20 protein-coding genes are annotated in these 15,643 nt (G+C 41.9%); all 20 read right to left on the bottom strand.

Going from position 1 to position 15,643, the window contains the following annotated elements:
• Positions 1–26: 26 nt before the first annotated feature.
• The 20 genes from AW165_RS14565 to AW165_RS14470 all read right to left on the bottom strand — a co-directional run bounded on the left by AW165_RS14565 (position 27) and on the right by AW165_RS14470 (position 15,605).
• Positions 27–479, bottom strand: a complete 453-nt coding sequence (locus AW165_RS14565; protein WP_060466239.1) for a hypothetical protein — start codon at positions 477–479, stop codon at positions 27–29.
• A gap of 11 nt (positions 480–490) precedes the next feature.
• A complete protein-coding gene (locus tag AW165_RS14560; RefSeq protein ID WP_060466238.1) occupies positions 491–2,548 on the bottom strand; it encodes a cell wall hydrolase in 2,058 nt (685 codons plus the stop codon).
• A gap of 7 nt (positions 2,549–2,555) precedes the next feature.
• Entirely contained in the window at positions 2,556–2,738 is a 183-nt protein-coding gene (locus AW165_RS14555) for a DUF6889 family protein (RefSeq protein WP_016802831.1), read from the bottom strand.
• A gap of 5 nt (positions 2,739–2,743) precedes the next feature.
• On the bottom strand, positions 2,744–3,208 hold the full coding sequence (locus tag AW165_RS14550; RefSeq protein WP_016802832.1) for a phage tail assembly chaperone: 465 nt from the start codon (positions 3,206–3,208) through the stop codon (positions 2,744–2,746).
• Positions 3,208–3,651: a phage structural protein gene (locus AW165_RS14545; RefSeq protein ID WP_060466237.1), complete on the bottom strand. Its 444-nt coding sequence runs from the start codon at positions 3,649–3,651 to the stop codon at positions 3,208–3,210. The genes AW165_RS14550 and AW165_RS14545 overlap by 1 nt, the downstream gene beginning before the upstream one ends.
• 15 nt (positions 3,652–3,666) lie before the next feature.
• Positions 3,667–5,142 carry a DUF3383 domain-containing protein gene (locus AW165_RS14540; RefSeq protein WP_060466236.1) on the bottom strand — a complete coding sequence of 492 codons (1,476 nt, stop codon included), beginning with the start codon at positions 5,140–5,142 and terminating at the stop codon, positions 3,667–3,669.
• Complete coding sequence (locus AW165_RS14535; protein WP_060466235.1) at positions 5,139–5,684, bottom strand: LIC_12616 family protein; 546 nt, start codon at positions 5,682–5,684, stop codon at positions 5,139–5,141. Before AW165_RS14535 ends, AW165_RS14540 begins: the two co-directional genes overlap by 4 nt.
• A gap of 3 nt (positions 5,685–5,687) precedes the next feature.
• On the bottom strand, positions 5,688–6,056 hold the full coding sequence (locus AW165_RS14530) for a hypothetical protein (RefSeq protein ID WP_016802836.1): 369 nt from the start codon (positions 6,054–6,056) through the stop codon (positions 5,688–5,690).
• A complete protein-coding gene (locus AW165_RS14525; protein ID WP_060466234.1) occupies positions 6,049–6,603 on the bottom strand; it encodes a hypothetical protein in 555 nt (184 codons plus the stop codon). The genes AW165_RS14530 and AW165_RS14525 overlap by 8 nt, the downstream gene beginning before the upstream one ends.
• Entirely contained in the window at positions 6,600–6,986 is a 387-nt protein-coding gene (locus AW165_RS14520; RefSeq protein ID WP_060466233.1) for a DUF4054 domain-containing protein, read from the bottom strand. Before AW165_RS14520 ends, AW165_RS14525 begins: the two co-directional genes overlap by 4 nt.
• A gap of 3 nt (positions 6,987–6,989) precedes the next feature.
• Positions 6,990–7,400 (bottom strand): STY1053 family phage-associated protein, encoded by a 411-nt coding sequence (locus AW165_RS14515; protein WP_060466232.1) that lies wholly within the window; start codon positions 7,398–7,400, stop codon positions 6,990–6,992.
• Positions 7,401–7,413: 13 nt separating this feature from the next.
• Positions 7,414–8,439 carry a DUF2184 domain-containing protein gene (locus tag AW165_RS14510; RefSeq protein WP_060466231.1) on the bottom strand — a complete coding sequence of 342 codons (1,026 nt, stop codon included), beginning with the start codon at positions 8,437–8,439 and terminating at the stop codon, positions 7,414–7,416.
• A gap of 61 nt (positions 8,440–8,500) precedes the next feature.
• Positions 8,501–8,989 (bottom strand): hypothetical protein, encoded by a 489-nt coding sequence (locus AW165_RS14505; protein ID WP_060466230.1) that lies wholly within the window; start codon positions 8,987–8,989, stop codon positions 8,501–8,503.
• A 5-nt stretch (positions 8,990–8,994) separates the two neighbouring features.
• A complete protein-coding gene (locus tag AW165_RS14500) occupies positions 8,995–10,320 on the bottom strand; it encodes a DUF2213 domain-containing protein (RefSeq protein WP_060466229.1) in 1,326 nt (441 codons plus the stop codon).
• Between the two features lie 20 nt (positions 10,321–10,340).
• Positions 10,341–10,658, bottom strand: coding sequence for a hypothetical protein (locus tag AW165_RS14495; protein WP_060466228.1), 318 nt, complete (start codon positions 10,656–10,658; stop codon positions 10,341–10,343).
• Entirely contained in the window at positions 10,659–11,249 is a 591-nt protein-coding gene (locus AW165_RS14490; protein ID WP_060466227.1) for a phage minor head protein, read from the bottom strand.
• A gap of 70 nt (positions 11,250–11,319) precedes the next feature.
• Positions 11,320–12,735, bottom strand: coding sequence for a DUF1073 domain-containing protein (locus tag AW165_RS14485; protein ID WP_060466226.1), 1,416 nt, complete (start codon positions 12,733–12,735; stop codon positions 11,320–11,322).
• Positions 12,736–12,746: 11 nt separating this feature from the next.
• The gene (locus AW165_RS14480; RefSeq protein WP_060466225.1) at positions 12,747–14,405 is read right to left on the bottom strand and encodes a hypothetical protein; all 1,659 of its coding nucleotides are present in this window, start codon (positions 14,403–14,405) and stop codon (positions 12,747–12,749) included.
• Positions 14,402–14,911 carry a DUF2280 domain-containing protein gene (locus tag AW165_RS14475; protein WP_060466224.1) on the bottom strand — a complete coding sequence of 170 codons (510 nt, stop codon included), beginning with the start codon at positions 14,909–14,911 and terminating at the stop codon, positions 14,402–14,404. The genes AW165_RS14480 and AW165_RS14475 overlap by 4 nt, the downstream gene beginning before the upstream one ends.
• A 46-nt stretch (positions 14,912–14,957) precedes the next feature.
• Positions 14,958–15,605, bottom strand: a complete 648-nt coding sequence (locus AW165_RS14470; RefSeq protein ID WP_060466223.1) for a putative metallopeptidase — start codon at positions 15,603–15,605, stop codon at positions 14,958–14,960.
• Positions 15,606–15,643: the final 38 nt, after the last annotated feature.

Here is a 15,643-nt window from a genome sequence, read left to right as displayed (position 1 = left end):
TTATTTAATTTATGCTTTCAAAATTTCTATTGAGGATTGTACGGTTGATATACTTTTGGATTATTAATCCATGCTCCAGACTCTATACTTTTCATACATAGATTCGGATTTTCCCATTTACCGTCTTTTGTCTCCTTACAAATGTCTTTAACCACTTTCATACAACCAAGCATAATCACGTAATTAAATGATGGATGAATATGTGATTGACCAATACATAATCCCCATGAAGATGCAGTTATGTCATGTCTATTGTATATCTCAACAAGTTTATCGAATGCTTTTTCTTGATAATCAATACATTCTTCAATACTGGCTGTATCTCCTGTTGCATTCCCTTCCACTTCACAAGCATCTTTATTTAGTCTCATAATATCTTTATGAGGCATTCGACCAAATGTATTTTCAGCATAAGGTGATGGTGCTGCCATCGAAGAAATTGGCAGCAATAAACAAGACATTAAAAGTAAATACTTCATATACCCTCTTTTTAAGACACAATACTCTTAGCATTTCTAGCCATTTGAACCATTGTATTTTCATTATGTCGTTTCACCATATTAGCTGTTTCATATGGATTATTGGCGCCATTAATAGTCATCTCGGTTTTATGGCTTTGATAAATAGTAACGTTTGAGATTTTAGAGTTTACAGCATTAACTTGATCTTTATGAGGGTTATTCTCAGGTGCAGATGTATTTCTAATGCTCATGTTATTAAGACCATTAACAATTGAGCTATTACCTCCTAACACAGCTATCGAAAATGGCTTAGGTTTATATTTAATTAAATCCTGCGTAGTTCCGTGACCATGAACACTTCTTCCCGAGCCAAACACCAAACCATCTTTTTTTGACTTTTCGAAAAATGCATCAACCCATGCATCCCTATTTTTCTTATCTGAAACATAAGGATTAGCATAGTTCAAGTGTTCACCTACACTTGATCCCTGACCATTCACCCGTCTTTCAAGATAACTTAATACTTCTGCACGGACCTTAGGATTTACATCTTTTAATGGCATATTTTGAACAGAACCGTATGGATTCAATTTAACAACCTTGCCTGATTTTGTTTTATAAGATTTAGGTCCAGTAATTTTAGTAAACTGCCTTCTTGCATTTGCTACGTCTCGAACAGTATTACCCCACTTACCAGACACAACACGGTTTAAAATAGTATCAACAATACCATGGGTCTGTTTTGTAAAAGCCTCACCTTTAAGTGATGCTACCACTTCAGTTGAAGTAACTTTGATTAAATCTTCAACATCTTGGTTGGAAAGTTGCAACGTTTTTCCAGTTTTAGATATGCTCACATTTTCCTTAATTGCATTAACAGTAGATTGTGTTGCACTAACCACAGCAGCTGCACCAGTTTTAGCAGCTTCAGTAATTGCTGCGGCTGTTTCTTTCGCGGTACCCGCTGGATCATCAATTGCCTTAGTGACAAACTCTACAGTTTTATCTTTTAGGTTTTTGATTAACTCAGCCAATTCTTTTATGCGGGCAATAGCCGTTTCAATACCACCTTCCCATTTAGACCAGTCGATAAGACTCTCACCACCATTTTTCCAAGTTTGGTAGTCATCCCACAATGCAGCAATTGCAGCGGCAAGCGCTAATACAATACCGATAGGAGAAGCTAAGAAAGCTAAACGTAACGACTTGATCAGGAAAAGGAGTCCTTTCAACATTGGCAATACTGAGGCCAATTTAGCAATCGTTCCAATAAAACCACCAAAGATGACGGCGAGTAAGGCAAACTTTAATCCAGTGGCCAGAATTGCTTTAAATCTTGGATCTAGTTCAGCGAACCAAGCAATAGCACTTCGCAAGAAGTTATTAATCATCTTGAGGATGGGTATAAGTGCTTGCCCTGCGGTCATTACAACAACTTCAGTAATTGCCTTAGTTGTCATCGTAATATCACGGAACTGGACCATGAATTCGGTACCAGATTTAGTTAGTTCGTCAGTTAAACCAACGTCCTGCCGTAATTTCTGGTATTTCTCCATGTTGCTGATGAACTTATCATCACGCATGGCCATAAGAGTATTTTCATCAATACCTAGTGAACTTGCGTAAGCATTTGCTTGGTAGTAATCCATGCCTTTCATAGTCTTTGAAAGGTCTTTCATTACTTCCACACGGTCACGTAATTGGCCGTTACCATCACGGGTAGCAACCCCCATGCCTGTTAGCATGCCTTCATAACCGGGTGAATTACGCATTTTCTGCGAAACATTCTCAAGAGACTGTAGTGCATTTTGTGCATTACCACCCATCTGTGAGATTGCATCACCGTAGGCTCTAATATTTGAAGCAGATGCGCCAATACGTTGAGATGAGTAATACAGCTTATCGAGTTCACTTGCTGTCTTAGCAACAGCAACAACGGCACCAGTTGCCAAAAGCAAAAGTGTTTTATGCAGTAATGTTGCTTTGAGATCTACCCCTTTGAGGGCATCGCCCATTTTTCTAGCGCCTTCGTTATCCGTAGAAAAACCCAAGGACACTAAGAAATCACGAATAACTGTATCGCTCATGTTTATCTCAACCTTTCTTTTGATCGTTAAATCTTTCAAGTAAAAGCTGGTTATCTGCCTGCACATCTAATGCATCGTTCATCAATGCAATATCAGCTAGATCTACAGTTCCATCTTTTAAAGACTCAAAACGACAAAGACCACGAATCACCGGCCGTAAAAGCCAATCTTCGTGGTCTGGTAAATGCATAAATTTTATGTGGGCTGTTTCTTGCTCAATGCCTGAGTAAGCAACCCTTGAATAAAATTTCCCAAGTTAATACGGATCACTGCAATTGTTAGCGGGAGGATGTGCTCGATACCTAAGTTATCGAACATCAAGGCATCTTTAACTACCAATCGTGCACCATCGCGTGTAACGACTGATAAGCACTTTTTCATAACGTAGTTAGCATCTTCCTCTGGCATTTTCGCAAATGCATCGATAAAAGGCTGAATCGCCTCACCAAAACTATTTAGATCAAAATCTTCTAAAGCGCTTAGATCCGGGTTATCGGGATCATCCCCAAACTTATCTAAGAGATCCATTACATTGCTTTTCAGGATCTCAGTCATGAAGGGAACAATCGTAGGAACAATAGGTGCAATTTTTCGGGATACGTGAAATTGATCAAAAGCATCTAAGCGGCCAATTTCGTAATTATGATTACCAATTTGCATTAGTCATAAGCTCCTAATTTTTGATCGATCTTAATTGCATCAAAAGCCCATTCGTTAAAGTCTCCGACTGTCTTATAAGCTAGATCAGCATGCTTCTTAAAAGCACATTTCGTGGCGGTCGCATTGTCACCAGATCCGGTATGGTTCAGTGTGATAGTGTTCTTACCCCACTTTTTCGTGCTTGAGCGTTGAATGTGGTAAAGATTGGAGAGCTTGGCATTAACTGGCGATGTTTTTAATAATCGTATAGTCACAGTGCCTGACTTATTGGCACTTAATGAATGCATCCCTTCACCATCAGCGCCAATAGTCATGGTGTTAGCATCGCCAGCCATCGCAATGGTAATACCTTCATCTGCAACGCCCGCACCGTAACCTAGGTCGATTACCCCATCGTCACTGGCAAGCGTGCATTGAGTATCCATAAATGAATATGTAGACATATTTTCTTGTCCTTATTAGCGGTTAACTGAGACAAGCACATCAGAGAAATGTGTTGCACCAGCCAATTTGATTGCGATCTGGAAAACTGGAGATTTACGCGCCTCACGTTCTGATTGAGCCTGATCATCTAAACTATTAGCAAAGACGTAATATCCTTTTGGAAGATAGTCACCAGTTTCTAAGGCCCCAAAAGAATCACCATTCCACTGACCGGGACCAATAAGACCGTTAGTTACTGCCTGCTCTAATGCTCGCTCAAGTACCGTACATTGACGATTTACGCCACTTTCCAGCTGTGGAACTTTGGTTGGTGTGGTGTAGAAAAGATTCCACAGTGCTGTTTCTAAATGGTTTTGCAACCAATCAAGACCGTGACGCTCATCAATGAATGAGCCGTCACACATCACGCCTTCTTGTAAAATGGCTGTGTCGTTGTTGTATCCAGCAAAAACATTGCAGTTTTTAGCATTCAAAGCTTTCGCTTGTGAGACTTGCAAGTCTTCAGCTTCTACACCAGGTAGCTGTTTAAACTTCAATGTAATGGTTGTATTTGTGCCATTAAAGTTGACGCTAAATGCACGGCCAAACACCGATGCTGCTGCATGTGGGGTATCACCAGAAAAGATGGTGAATACTCGGCCATTGTTGGATTTGCTGAGTTTATAAGCCAGATCAGTTGTGCTGGTACCCTCCAAAGCCAAAGCATTTGTAATTGTCTGGCCATAAATACGGGGTGGATTTGCAGCAAGAATAAAATCTCCTACTGCTTCAACATCAGCGTCAGAAATTGGCTCAGCGATATCTAACCCGTACCATTTAAGGGATTTATCAGCTAAATGAGTAATCGCATCCATTAAAGGTTCCGCTGCATAACCATTGACTGGTACCGAAGCATGACCGACTGTTAAGCCCATCAATGAAGAAACATCTGTGCCGGTTGCATTGGCAATAGCGTAAGAAATCGTTGATGTGGTGCCAGTAGTTAATGATGTAATTTCAAAGCGATTGTATACATCGTTCCAAGTTACTGACGCTGTACTAAGCTTTGTTGTTAATGCCGAAGCTACACCATTTAAATTAGTCACGGCTGATAAATTCAATGCAGTGACAATTTTTTCAACACCATCAATGGTGATTTTCATCGAACCGTCAGAAATAGCTGTGAAGTTTGCAATATCTCGCTGATCCGCCGATAAAACCGCACCTTTTAAAACAGCTGAACTAGCCGATTTAACCCAACGGCCAATGTATAAAACTCGAGGTTTAGGCACTTGCCCAAAGTATTTTTGAGCCGCTTTGTATTCTGGTGCATCAGTGCCAAAATCTAATGCTACTGGCGTTGGATCTGAATATTCACGTAAACGCTCAACTGGATCTACTACGCCATCGGTAGCCCCCAATACAAGCAAAGAGCCAAAGCTACGCGGCCCCGCTGCTAAAGCCGCCAAACTAATGGAGACATTAACAACATCAGAGGTGGACAATGTCATGGATTACTCCTCGGAAATTCTATAGGTCCAGCATCTACAAAAGATTTAACTGCAAACGTACGTAATGTTTGCCGCTTAAAGACAGCGGTTAGGTCATATCTATGTACATACTGATTATTGAGAAAGTCAGGCGCGGTGATGATCTCACCCACCTTGATAAATTTGATTTTTTGCGCTTTGAGTTGCGCGATATTTTGCGGAATGCCTAGACCATCTTTGAGGACGTTTGCGATCGTTTGGCCATGGTCGCCATAGAACGATAAAAACAGCGTCAATTCTTCATGTCGAATTGAATCCATTGTTTCGTCTTTCTGGTCGAAGTAAGGCCCATCATCAGGAATTATTGACTTTACAGCAAAGGCGCACCAATCCTCACCAATTTCGGGAATTGGTGGTGGATCTCTTTGGAAACGTGGCCGAACCATTGCACCTGGTAAAGATGTCATCCCGACAATGAATGCTTGAAAGATGTCCTCAAGTTCTTGGTCATAAGCAGATCCACCGCCAGGGGTGATATATCCCCCTGTAGCAGAATCACCCATGATTTACCCCAGTGGTTTAAGCTCGCAAATAGCTTTTATAAAACCTTGGCCATAATGCAAGTTATCTAAGACTTGAGTCACAATGTAGGTTTTACCCTTCCAAGTAATCTCATCAGCTTTGTTATTTGCATCACCCTGAATCAAAGCAAATTGCGTGTGAATGTTGATCGCACCCTTGATCAAAGTACCATCGGCACGGCGGTCCATTTTGATACCGTTATTTGTAGTAACAACACCAGAAAAAGAGGTATTTGTAATCGTCTCTTGCGATCGTCCGTTGTTTCCCACGATGACCTCAGTACGCTTGCAAATAATGCCCGTCTCCATAAAGTCGGGATCTAGTAAAACGTCTGAAACATCAAGATTAGCCACGCTTAACCTCCTTATCCTTTTTCATAATTACGTAAGTAACCGACTTTCTAAGCTCACCCGTATCGATCAACGGCCGAACTAGGCCTGTTTCGGCAGGTCCTGATTCAAGCTGTTTTAGATACTGCTTAGCTCCTTTACGTCCACGGCGTGCTCGAGCACGGATTGTGGCCAGAGATAGAGGGGCAAATTCACCATTTACGAAGTAAGCCCGAACTGAATTCATTGCAATCATTCCAGCGGATTCAAGCAACATCATCATTCTTTGGCTATTACCAGCTAAAGCAGCATCAACCGCTTTAACTAATTTATCGCCTACCGGTTCTTGAACTTCTTCAACGCCTGGCACAAGGAATGGCCGCTCAGGAATGTTTTGAGAAGGTGAACCACCTTCCATAAGGTAGCCAATCTGCGCATTAGTTAGGCCATCTCCATCAGTTCGAGCCTCCCCGTGCGGAATCCCAACTAATACATCCATTTGCGATAGTTCAGCCATTGCTTGGAAAATATCAGTCAAGCCTTTACCACTTGATTTAACACCGCTGCTCATAGTTGGATGCCTCCAGCGCCAGCCATCAGCAAGAACTGATAAAACTGAACTCCCCATGTGGTCTGGTTCCAGTGGCCAGCATCAGCGATTAGTACGCCCGAAACATCCATGGACTTTGAAACACCATCAACTGATTTAGATGTTTCATTCCCCACAATCTTTCCAGCATCACCACCAATGCTTGCAGCACCCATCGCACGCTTATAAAGCGTGAGATAGTGAGCAATAAACAGTGTCAAACCATAATCAAGCGTATCCCCCCAACGCTCCTCACGAAGTAACTTTTTCCCAAGGTTTAAATAGAAATTAAACTGAAATGACGGATATTGCGTTGTATCAGCAAATGCCGGCATTTCTTCACGAAAAGAGGATTCACTGATCATAGGTTAAGTTTCCTTTGGTGGTTCTTTTGCCTTAGCCGATTCTTTTGCCTTTACTTCAGCAGCTTGCGTTTGTAGGGCTTTATCTAACTGGATTTTCAAGTTGGCGATTTCGGTATCACGTTCTTTAATAGTCCCTTCAAGTTGTCCGATTTTCTTTGCGGCTTCATCAGACTGCGTTTGAAGAATGCTTAATTCTTCATTTGCTATTTCTAGTTGCTTTTGCAGCTCACTTGTCTGGATATCATTATTAGAAATCTCTTGGCAGTGCGCCTTAACAAACCAGTTTTTGGCAACCTCTTCATCTACGTGTTGTAAACCCACGGGTAATTTCAAAGACTTCGGTTGCCCGTTTTCATCAGTTCCAAGATTTACAGTTATTGGACGAGAAAGAAGAATTTGTACTTGTTTGCTCATGACTTAATTCCCCTTATAGACCATCTGCATAGAATGCTGTTTCCGGATAAATCCATTCAATTGCACCTAAACGACCGTAGTAGGTAGTTAATTGACGTAGATCTCGGTATTCAACGGGAGTACGCTGTAAAGGAACCATTGGGAAGCGAACACGGCTTTCACTTTGCGTATAACACATCATACGATCAGTACCCGCCGTACCTCGCTCCATACACCATTTAGAAGGCTGGATATCTAATGGCTTACCGTTTTTAGCATTTGAAATACAGTTGACTTTGATATATTCCAAAACTGAAATATTGCCGGCTTCAGAAACTTTACGTGTTACTGCTAAGCCAAACTGTTCAGGCGGCAATAACAATTTAGAAGGACAAACTGCAAAGCCTGAAGCAATCCATGCGTTATATAAAATCATATTCACATCGGCCAACATTTCGTCTGCTGTTGCCAACTTCCAGCTCTTATTAACGTTGGTAGCGCCTACCTTGTCAGAGTTCAAAAGACCTTGAACACCGATAACTTCATCACCGATATAAACTTGCTCATCGGTATCCATATTGTGCTTAAGGATTAAACCACTGTGTTTTAAGGCATCAACTGGACGACCAGCTTGACGAGCAGATTCCAGCTCAGGAATGGTCCAACCAATTTGGTTAGCCCAAAGAGTTAAAGGCAGTGCGGTTTTACCGATATCTAACGCGATACCTTGGATCGCATCTGCATTTTTACCTACCCAAGATTTACCTTGAGGTGAAGCGCCTCCAGCTGCTGCAAATGTTGCATTTGAGAAACTCGAAATCTCATCGGCAATTGATACATCAGAACGTAAGTCAACATCACGCCCCCAGGTCACATCTACCAAAGGCTCATGCATTGTTTGATCAAGACGTTCTAATTCACCGACCATGAAAGCACCGGTGCTATCAATTGTTCGAGAATCAAAAGTCATCATATGGTCAAGAGTACGTGCGCGTACTGGTGTTGCTGTCCCCATGGCCAAAGCTTGAGCCATAGTGTTCGCAATTAATAGCTTACTCATATTGTCTTTTCTCCAGGCACAAAAAAACCACCTAATCGGTGGCCGTGCTGTTCAATAATTTTTAAATGTTAAATGAGATTTCTACATTGCCTTGCGCATCAGCATCATGCATAAAAAATGCATTAGGTAAGATAATGCTGTTTGCTCCATCTGCTGCGGCTTCAACACCTCCAACTGGTTTAGCTTCAGTAGCAGCAGCGATTCGTACATATACCGTGCCTGCTTTCTTAGCATTACCAGCATTACATTTCACTGTCATATAACCACGGCGCAATTGATCCTGAATGCCGTTAGGTAAAGGAGTGGCTTTTCCAAGCTCATTTTGGGCAGATTGAGTTGGATAAGCACGGACTAATAGTCCATAAATATCCGCTGCGGTATCTGCCGCCTCCAGTGGAATAAATTTACCATTCACTTTGCTGATTTTGCCGAATAGACCAAATGCAGAAAATTGGCCACCTACTGGATGAGACTCAATTGTTGATTGGCTTTTACGAGAGACATCACCAGGGATACCACTCGGCATGCGATATAAAAATGCATTAGACATAATTCTTATCCTTGCTTGTTCCAGAATTCACGGTTGCGTTTATTAATTTCAGCTGGCGTTGGAGCAGCTCGGCCAAAATCAGTGGTTTTAATTCCAGAACGAATGCCCTTTGCATTGTTCTGTTGTTTGATGAGTTCCGATGCTCCTGCAAATACAGCATCAATGGTGTGGCTTGGCAAGCTATCAAAATCAGGATTTTGACCAACAAATGGGGTAATAGCTTTCTGTCCGTCTTCAGTAGCAAATGCAGTTTTAAGTACTGCGCGTTTAGTATTTAAAACAGCTTTACCATTGTTCGCACTGTCGAAGGTAGGCATGCGATAACCAGGTGAAAGAATTTCAGCACGTGAAATGACTTCTTTTAATGAGTCACCGGTATAAGTTTGCGTACCAGATTCATCAAGTTTTTTAGCTGGCTCTGGCTCGGTTAAATCACCGTCATCCTTTGTCTTATTTTCCGGATCGTCGTCTTCATCTTCCGTTTTCTTTTCAGGATCATCACTATCTTTGGTTTTCTTTTCTAACTTAACCAGACGAGAATCCATAGTTTTGAGCATTTTGAGGATTTCACGATTAATAGCAGCATCACCAGTCTTGGATTTTTTATCCTCAGGTTCATCATCGTCATCTTCAGTTTTGTCATCATCATCCGAATCCGCAGTTTTGTCTGCTTCTTCGAGAGCTTGGTCAACTGTGCGTTTTAATCCAAGCAAATTTTGATACCAAGGTTCTTTCTTTTGTGTCTTTTTAGCAGACATAAAACTATCTCCTATTGAGCAGCGGGAACCGCAACGCCCTTTTTCAACCAATGCAATATGGTTTACCCGAATATTGCTCTGTAACCCTTTGCCCTTGCTGGTTTCTGTATAATCAGCATCGTAGCCTAGAGAAATTTCTACTTTCCCATCCAAAACTTTTTGGATAGTTTCTTTATCTGTTACCAATATGTCGGCCATAAGATAATCAGAATCGGCACCCTCACCACGGCGAACATCTTTAACAAAACCCTTAGATAAAAGTTTCCAGTTATCTGGTGTTACCCAATCACTTGGATGATCATCTGTTACGGGCTTGCCTTCTGCGCTAGCAATGGTAATTGGATGGAATAAAACATCCTCACCACGATAAATGATGATCAAGCCAGTATTGTCAGCAGTGATGGGAACTTCACCATCCGCATACATCAATGTGCCAATGCGAGCGATCGGCACATCACGACAAAGTAAATAACCCTCTGGAGTTATTTCACGTGTACGGCCCAACTGACCAGTTGTATAAATCTCGGATCGATCAACCGTTTTTTGGTCCTTAGTCTTTTTGCTTTTAAACATGGTTCACCTTTTTTCAGGCATTAAAAAACCACCCGAAGGTGGTCGTGTTTTTTATAAACTGGATTGAATGAATGCCGAAACTCTTTTAATGCTTCTCTGAAATCATATTCATCAAAAGCATAAACATCTTTAAAAAATACCTTTCCATATTTTTTAACGAACATTCTTCTTTTTTCGTACCGAACGGTTTTTACTCTCTCTCGATAAATTGGCTCGCCATGGCCTCTTACATTGCCTACTGGTGAATGTTCAATTAGATGAACGCAATCCATTGGAATACCAAGAGAGAACCTATACCCATCATGTGGACCGCCAAAAATAGTGAAGAAAATTTGCATTTAAATATCCTCTGGAATAACTGGTTCGGCATAACAACGACAATTTGGCAAACACCCGGCATGTCCTTTTAAATTGTCCAAGGTTGGTGGATTATTCCAAGCAACAAATTTCCCATTCATAGCCTTATGGCTTGGCCGCACGTCACCATCTTCACTTGTGCGCCAGATATAACCCTCTGAACCTAGATTCTCGGCTCTCGCTTGAGTAAATACGCAGGATGCTCGGCTAACCTCAGTACGTGCAATTGTGTTTGCTCTTGATCTTGTGACGCGGCCAGTTGCCATAATCAAGCCGGCAATCTCACTTGAACGGTTGCCCTCAATTAACGAACGTGTAGAAATGTCATGAATACGCTGAGCTGCATCTAATGGCAATGACTTAATAAGCCTTACCTGGTCATTTAGAAGCTGCTGATATACTGCACCAACTTCGGTATTCCGGATCTGTTCACGCACACCACGGGAAAGACCTTGTGCATAGATGAGCCAAGTTTTCTCATCACGTAATGCAACATCGGTAATGATTCGACCAGCGGCATTTTGTGCCCAATGGTGGAGAGTATTGGCATACTTATTTAAAGAAGCCACCATTAAGGGATATGTGCGGGGGTCATTTACATCAAAACCCTTAACGATAGTATCGACATAACCAGCAATCTTTCTAAGCTGCTGGCTGTACCGTATCTCGGTCTTTCTCGTCAGGTTCGGTGTTATCCGATTTATTTGTTTCTTCATCATCTACACCTTCACCCGGTGGCGGTGGATCCTTACCATCAGCGTCTTTAATTTCTTCATCAGTGATATGAGAGAAAACACCCGTAACTTCACTTGATTGGCGCAATTCTTTTAGAGCTGTGGATCGTTTGATAAGGCCTGCTTCTTCAACCGCAATAACCGCTTCAGAAACACCTTTAGCAACATTTGCTTTTTTCTCATCGTCTAATTGCCACAGAGACGCAAATATAAAACTAAATGAATCAGGTATAGGTTTACCAAGTACTGACATATGAACCACGGCATACAGGATCTGCAATGGTGTACGTAAACGGCCTTCTTGTTGCTGGTTGATATTGTCGTAATAGTTGGCTAGATCAGACTCACCTGTAGCATTTAAACCCGCTGGTGACTGACCAAATAAACGTACAAGCGGAATGCCTGTAGCACCTGAAATCTGTTGCCCAAATTGCAGCAGAATATTGTCTAAACCAGAAAAGTTGTACTGATGTGCTTCATAGGTATCATCAGCATCCATTAGTGTTAAGCCTTCATTAGACTGCCACTGTCGGATCTGATTGATCTGTTTTACAAGAGCCTCATAAAGTTGGCCACCAGCAGCAATAAGACTACGCAACCCTTTAACTTTATAAGTCCGTAGATGAGCTTTATAAACCAACTGGCCAGCACCTAAAGTAGCACTATCAAAAATCGTTAGCCGATCCTCCAATCGCTCAATAACTGATTGACCCCAAAGGTTTTCAGCAATTGATTGGTTGTATGGCAGCTCAACGCCATCCATACGGATGACGCGCGAATAGTGGACTCTTTGATTGCACAAGCCAACTGAATCGGTAATCACATCGTAATAGCGCGGAGTGCCATAATCAGGCCCTAAATCTGTGACCAAATCTTGTAATGTTGGCTGAACCATCCATCGATCAAGAACCAATAAACCTTTAAACTGATCTTTACCAATAGTGTTGACATTTAAAGGTGTTGATACGTTTTGACCATCGATCATCATGACAGCAATGGCACCACCATAAAGACGTGACCACTTAATTGTTTTATTAAGCCGCCCCCATACTTGTAAGCGATCCATCTCCTGATCTATCTTTTCCGATTCTTTAGGATCTGATAGGCCATTCAATTTGACACCCTTACGTGTCATATCGTCAGCAACTACATCAACAACTTGGCCAACTACCCAAGATGATCGATACATCGCTTCAAGCTTTAATCTGTCACGACTTAAAAAATTAAAGCCATAAACAGACTGATCATGCTGATTTCCAGTACCTAACCCAACGCGAGCGGCAAAGTTCTGGAATGAATCTTTAGTAAATTTAATTAAGCCCATAACTTTCTCTTTTACAGCTTGCCCCAAACGTTGAGCTCAGCAATTTGTGGGTTAAAACAAATCATGACGCTATCCGCCCGGTTAGGTGAGGCAGTACCATCAGGCTGTTTATTGACCAGGATTTTTCCAACACCATTTTTTGTGTAGGTTGGTTGTGATAACTCAGTAGTGAGTAATGCCAATTCCTTGGCATCGATATCTTCAGTAGAGAGTGAAATGATCATATCCGGATCATAATCACGTCCTTCGAGCGCTCTAAAAGTTTCCTGGAAACGCAAACGCAAAGACCACCAAGACTGTGCTTTAAGATTTGCAAAAAAGTCTTTATTAAGACGTTTCTCGACCATTTCCCCTTCAGGGTCATAAACCGATCCAGATCCTCGGAATGATTCAACATTAACCTCAGATAATCCCAACTCACGGCGTTTTTCATTAATTACCCTGGCATCACCACGGCATCCAGCTCCAAGACCATCGGCATCGTAAAACAAGGTATCTATATATTGCTCAATGCAAAGATCCATTGCTTTTTGAGTAGTTCCGAAAATGTCATCGCCTTTACCCGACCATGTGGCCAAGTAATTCATGACAACGCCGTGACGACCTGTAAATGAGTTTTTATCCTTACCTTCATCAGCTACATCCAAGCCGCCAATACGGTCGCCAGTAGGCTCAATATTGAGCTTAACGTGCGCATCTAATGAAGCCTGAACCCAAGCTGAAGGAATCAAGACACCTTCCACTGAAGCGGCGTAGTTAATATCGACCTCTTGGGCAAGTACCACATCGTCAAGTGTGGCCAGCTGCTTTTCATACCAGGGGTAAATAACTTTGCCGTTGTATGTAACGGTCCAGTTCTTATCCGGGTTAGCTCGCCAAGGCATTGTAAAGACGGCGTAACGGCCGCTGAATCGATCCTGATGGAATCGATCACCAATACCGTTAGGAGTAGAACCTTTGATATGAACGTTTGTATTTTGCGAGATAGCAGCATCTACAGCTTCTTGACGTTCAACAAATGCCCATTCATCAAGAAAGTACATTGTGGTACGTCCACCACGGCCAATATTGTCGCCAGCTTCACCTGTAATTGTTGCGCCGTTATCCGGGTTAATGATGCGCATGTAGTTATCATGCACTTTCTCAACAAAGCCCTTAGGTTTCATCCAACCAGGCATTTTGCTGAACATATCGCGGAATTTATGGAATAAGGTTTTAGGGTCGCCTTTCTTGTCTACCAATTCCTCTTTACGACTACCAACACCACCCGCAAAACCTTCAACAAATAACCATCGATGTAAGAAAAAACCCAGTACAACGTAGCTCATCCCCTCATCACGGGACTTTTCAATTAGTCCGTGTGTTTGAGTGCTTTCACGTTCCTCTAGCCACGCCACAAGTTCAACCTGTTTAGGTCTCAATACAAAAGGAATGTTGGCAGGCAAACCAAATGCCATACCACGAGGGTCATATGTCCAAATCCAATTGTTAAACCAATGGACTGGATCTTTACGGCACTTGTATAACTCCGCCTGAATACTAAGTTCGTTTTGCTCAATTGCAGCCTTGTAGTAATAACGCCGTGTCATCTCGGTCATTACTTCAGGCAAGCGTACGTTAATAGTCCACTCTTTAATTAAAGGGGCTATTTCATCTAATGCGTATGTCATAGCTTTCCATTAATCACTAAGCGCGAAAGCTCTTGCGGGGTGAGTTTTGCTAATTCATCAGGTGTATATACTGGCGCGGTTGGCTTTTCAGTATTTTCTGTTTTAACTGGCCCGCCGCCTGCCCCTGTAATTTCCTTACGGTTTGTATAAAGTCCACCGACTTCTTTAGCTGCCTGCTCCATTAAGCTAGGTACTAATACCGGGTTATCTTTGAATTGTTCATGATCGATAAAGCGTTGTAGGCGCTTGAGGCGGTAGGCAATATTTGCGATGGGAATTGCGCTAAGGTTGTCGTTCATTTCCTTACGGACTTTGTAGAACTCAGTTTTAAATTCTTCGCTTAAGTCCTGCCCTGTTTTCTTTGTTGGGTCGTATGCTTCACACTGCTGTTTTGTGACGGTAATACCAAATTCTTCTTGGACACCCTTCGCTGTTTCAGAGGGTGTCTCATAGGTAGCAAGTGACCGTACTATATAGAGTTTTACCCGTTTATTAAGCCTTGCCATTTATCTCTATCCGTCCAAGTAAGTCCAAGTAGAGTGGCAAAAAAATTTAAACCACCTTTAAGTAACAAGTGCCGCATGTGTAATGAACATCTGCACGTGACAGCTCTGGCCTTGTATTTGCTGCCTCAACCATTCTTTTAACATCCTCACTTGCTCCATAACGACGAACAACACCTGTAAACTCTTCAACGTCATGCCCTTGAATTGCTAACTTAGGCATACCCGTTTCTCTGTTATATGAAGGTGTTCCCCATTGGTCTTTTTTATGGGCGATATGGTAAAGCTCGTGCTCAACCAAAGCACAAAAATTCACATCACTAGCTATGCGTGAATATGAAGCATCAAAAGTAATTAAGTATTCAGGTAAATAATTGAACCACTGGATGTATTGTTCTTCTTGTCGTTCTTTCTTCCAACCACCAGCATTGATCATGACTTTTTCAGTAGTACCGATGACTTGACGGCCTTGCTTTTTAAAGCCAGATCTAGCCCACATCACAGCGATATCGGGATATCGAAATGAACGTAAATGCATATGATCAGAGTTAAATAATTTGGATTTTGGATCTAGAAATACTTTGCCTATCCATTCCCACATTTCTGGAGCTGGTGCAAAGTTTGGAGTATCCAATTCAAAGATCCATTCTGGAGGCATTGGTCGAACTGGTACATGAAAGCTGACTTCATTTTTCATAAATAAAACCCATTAAAAAACCACCCGAAGGTGGTTTT

The organism is Acinetobacter sp. LMB-5 (assembly GCF_001541635.1).
In the GTDB taxonomy this organism is placed as follows: domain Bacteria; phylum Pseudomonadota; class Gammaproteobacteria; order Pseudomonadales; family Moraxellaceae; genus Acinetobacter; species Acinetobacter pittii.
This window is presented reverse-complemented; position numbering and strand designations above follow the sequence as displayed.

Coding starts and splice junctions, on each gene's coding strand:
- AW165_RS14565 (WP_060466239.1), bottom strand. CDS start 479: ATGAAGTATTTACTTTTAATGTCTTGTTTATTGCTGCCAATTTCTTCG.
- AW165_RS14560 (WP_060466238.1), bottom strand. CDS start 2,548: ATGAGCGATACAGTTATTCGTGATTTCTTAGTGTCCTTGGGTTTTTCT.
- AW165_RS14555 (WP_016802831.1), bottom strand. CDS start 2,738: ATGCATTTACCAGACCACGAAGATTGGCTTTTACGGCCGGTGATTCGT.
- AW165_RS14550 (WP_016802832.1), bottom strand. CDS start 3,208: ATGCAAATTGGTAATCATAATTACGAAATTGGCCGCTTAGATGCTTTT.
- AW165_RS14545 (WP_060466237.1), bottom strand. CDS start 3,651: ATGTCTACATATTCATTTATGGATACTCAATGCACGCTTGCCAGTGAC.
- AW165_RS14540 (WP_060466236.1), bottom strand. CDS start 5,142: ATGACATTGTCCACCTCTGATGTTGTTAATGTCTCCATTAGTTTGGCG.
- AW165_RS14535 (WP_060466235.1), bottom strand. CDS start 5,684: ATGGGTGATTCTGCTACAGGGGGATATATCACCCCTGGCGGTGGATCT.
- AW165_RS14525 (WP_060466234.1), bottom strand. CDS start 6,603: ATGAGCAGCGGTGTTAAATCAAGTGGTAAAGGCTTGACTGATATTTTC.
- AW165_RS14520 (WP_060466233.1), bottom strand. CDS start 6,986: ATGATCAGTGAATCCTCTTTTCGTGAAGAAATGCCGGCATTTGCTGAT.
- AW165_RS14515 (WP_060466232.1), bottom strand. CDS start 7,400: ATGAGCAAACAAGTACAAATTCTTCTTTCTCGTCCAATAACTGTAAAT.
- AW165_RS14510 (WP_060466231.1), bottom strand. CDS start 8,439: ATGAGTAAGCTATTAATTGCGAACACTATGGCTCAAGCTTTGGCCATG.
- AW165_RS14505 (WP_060466230.1), bottom strand. CDS start 8,989: ATGTCTAATGCATTTTTATATCGCATGCCGAGTGGTATCCCTGGTGAT.
- AW165_RS14500 (WP_060466229.1), bottom strand. CDS start 10,320: ATGTTTAAAAGCAAAAAGACTAAGGACCAAAAAACGGTTGATCGATCC.
- AW165_RS14495 (WP_060466228.1), bottom strand. CDS start 10,658: ATGCAAATTTTCTTCACTATTTTTGGCGGTCCACATGATGGGTATAGG.
- AW165_RS14490 (WP_060466227.1), bottom strand. CDS start 11,249: ATGGTGGCTTCTTTAAATAAGTATGCCAATACTCTCCACCATTGGGCA.
- AW165_RS14485 (WP_060466226.1), bottom strand. CDS start 12,735: ATGGGCTTAATTAAATTTACTAAAGATTCATTCCAGAACTTTGCCGCT.
- AW165_RS14480 (WP_060466225.1), bottom strand. CDS start 14,405: ATGACATACGCATTAGATGAAATAGCCCCTTTAATTAAAGAGTGGACT.
- AW165_RS14475 (WP_060466224.1), bottom strand. CDS start 14,911: ATGGCAAGGCTTAATAAACGGGTAAAACTCTATATAGTACGGTCACTT.
- AW165_RS14470 (WP_060466223.1), bottom strand. CDS start 15,605: ATGAAAAATGAAGTCAGCTTTCATGTACCAGTTCGACCAATGCCTCCA.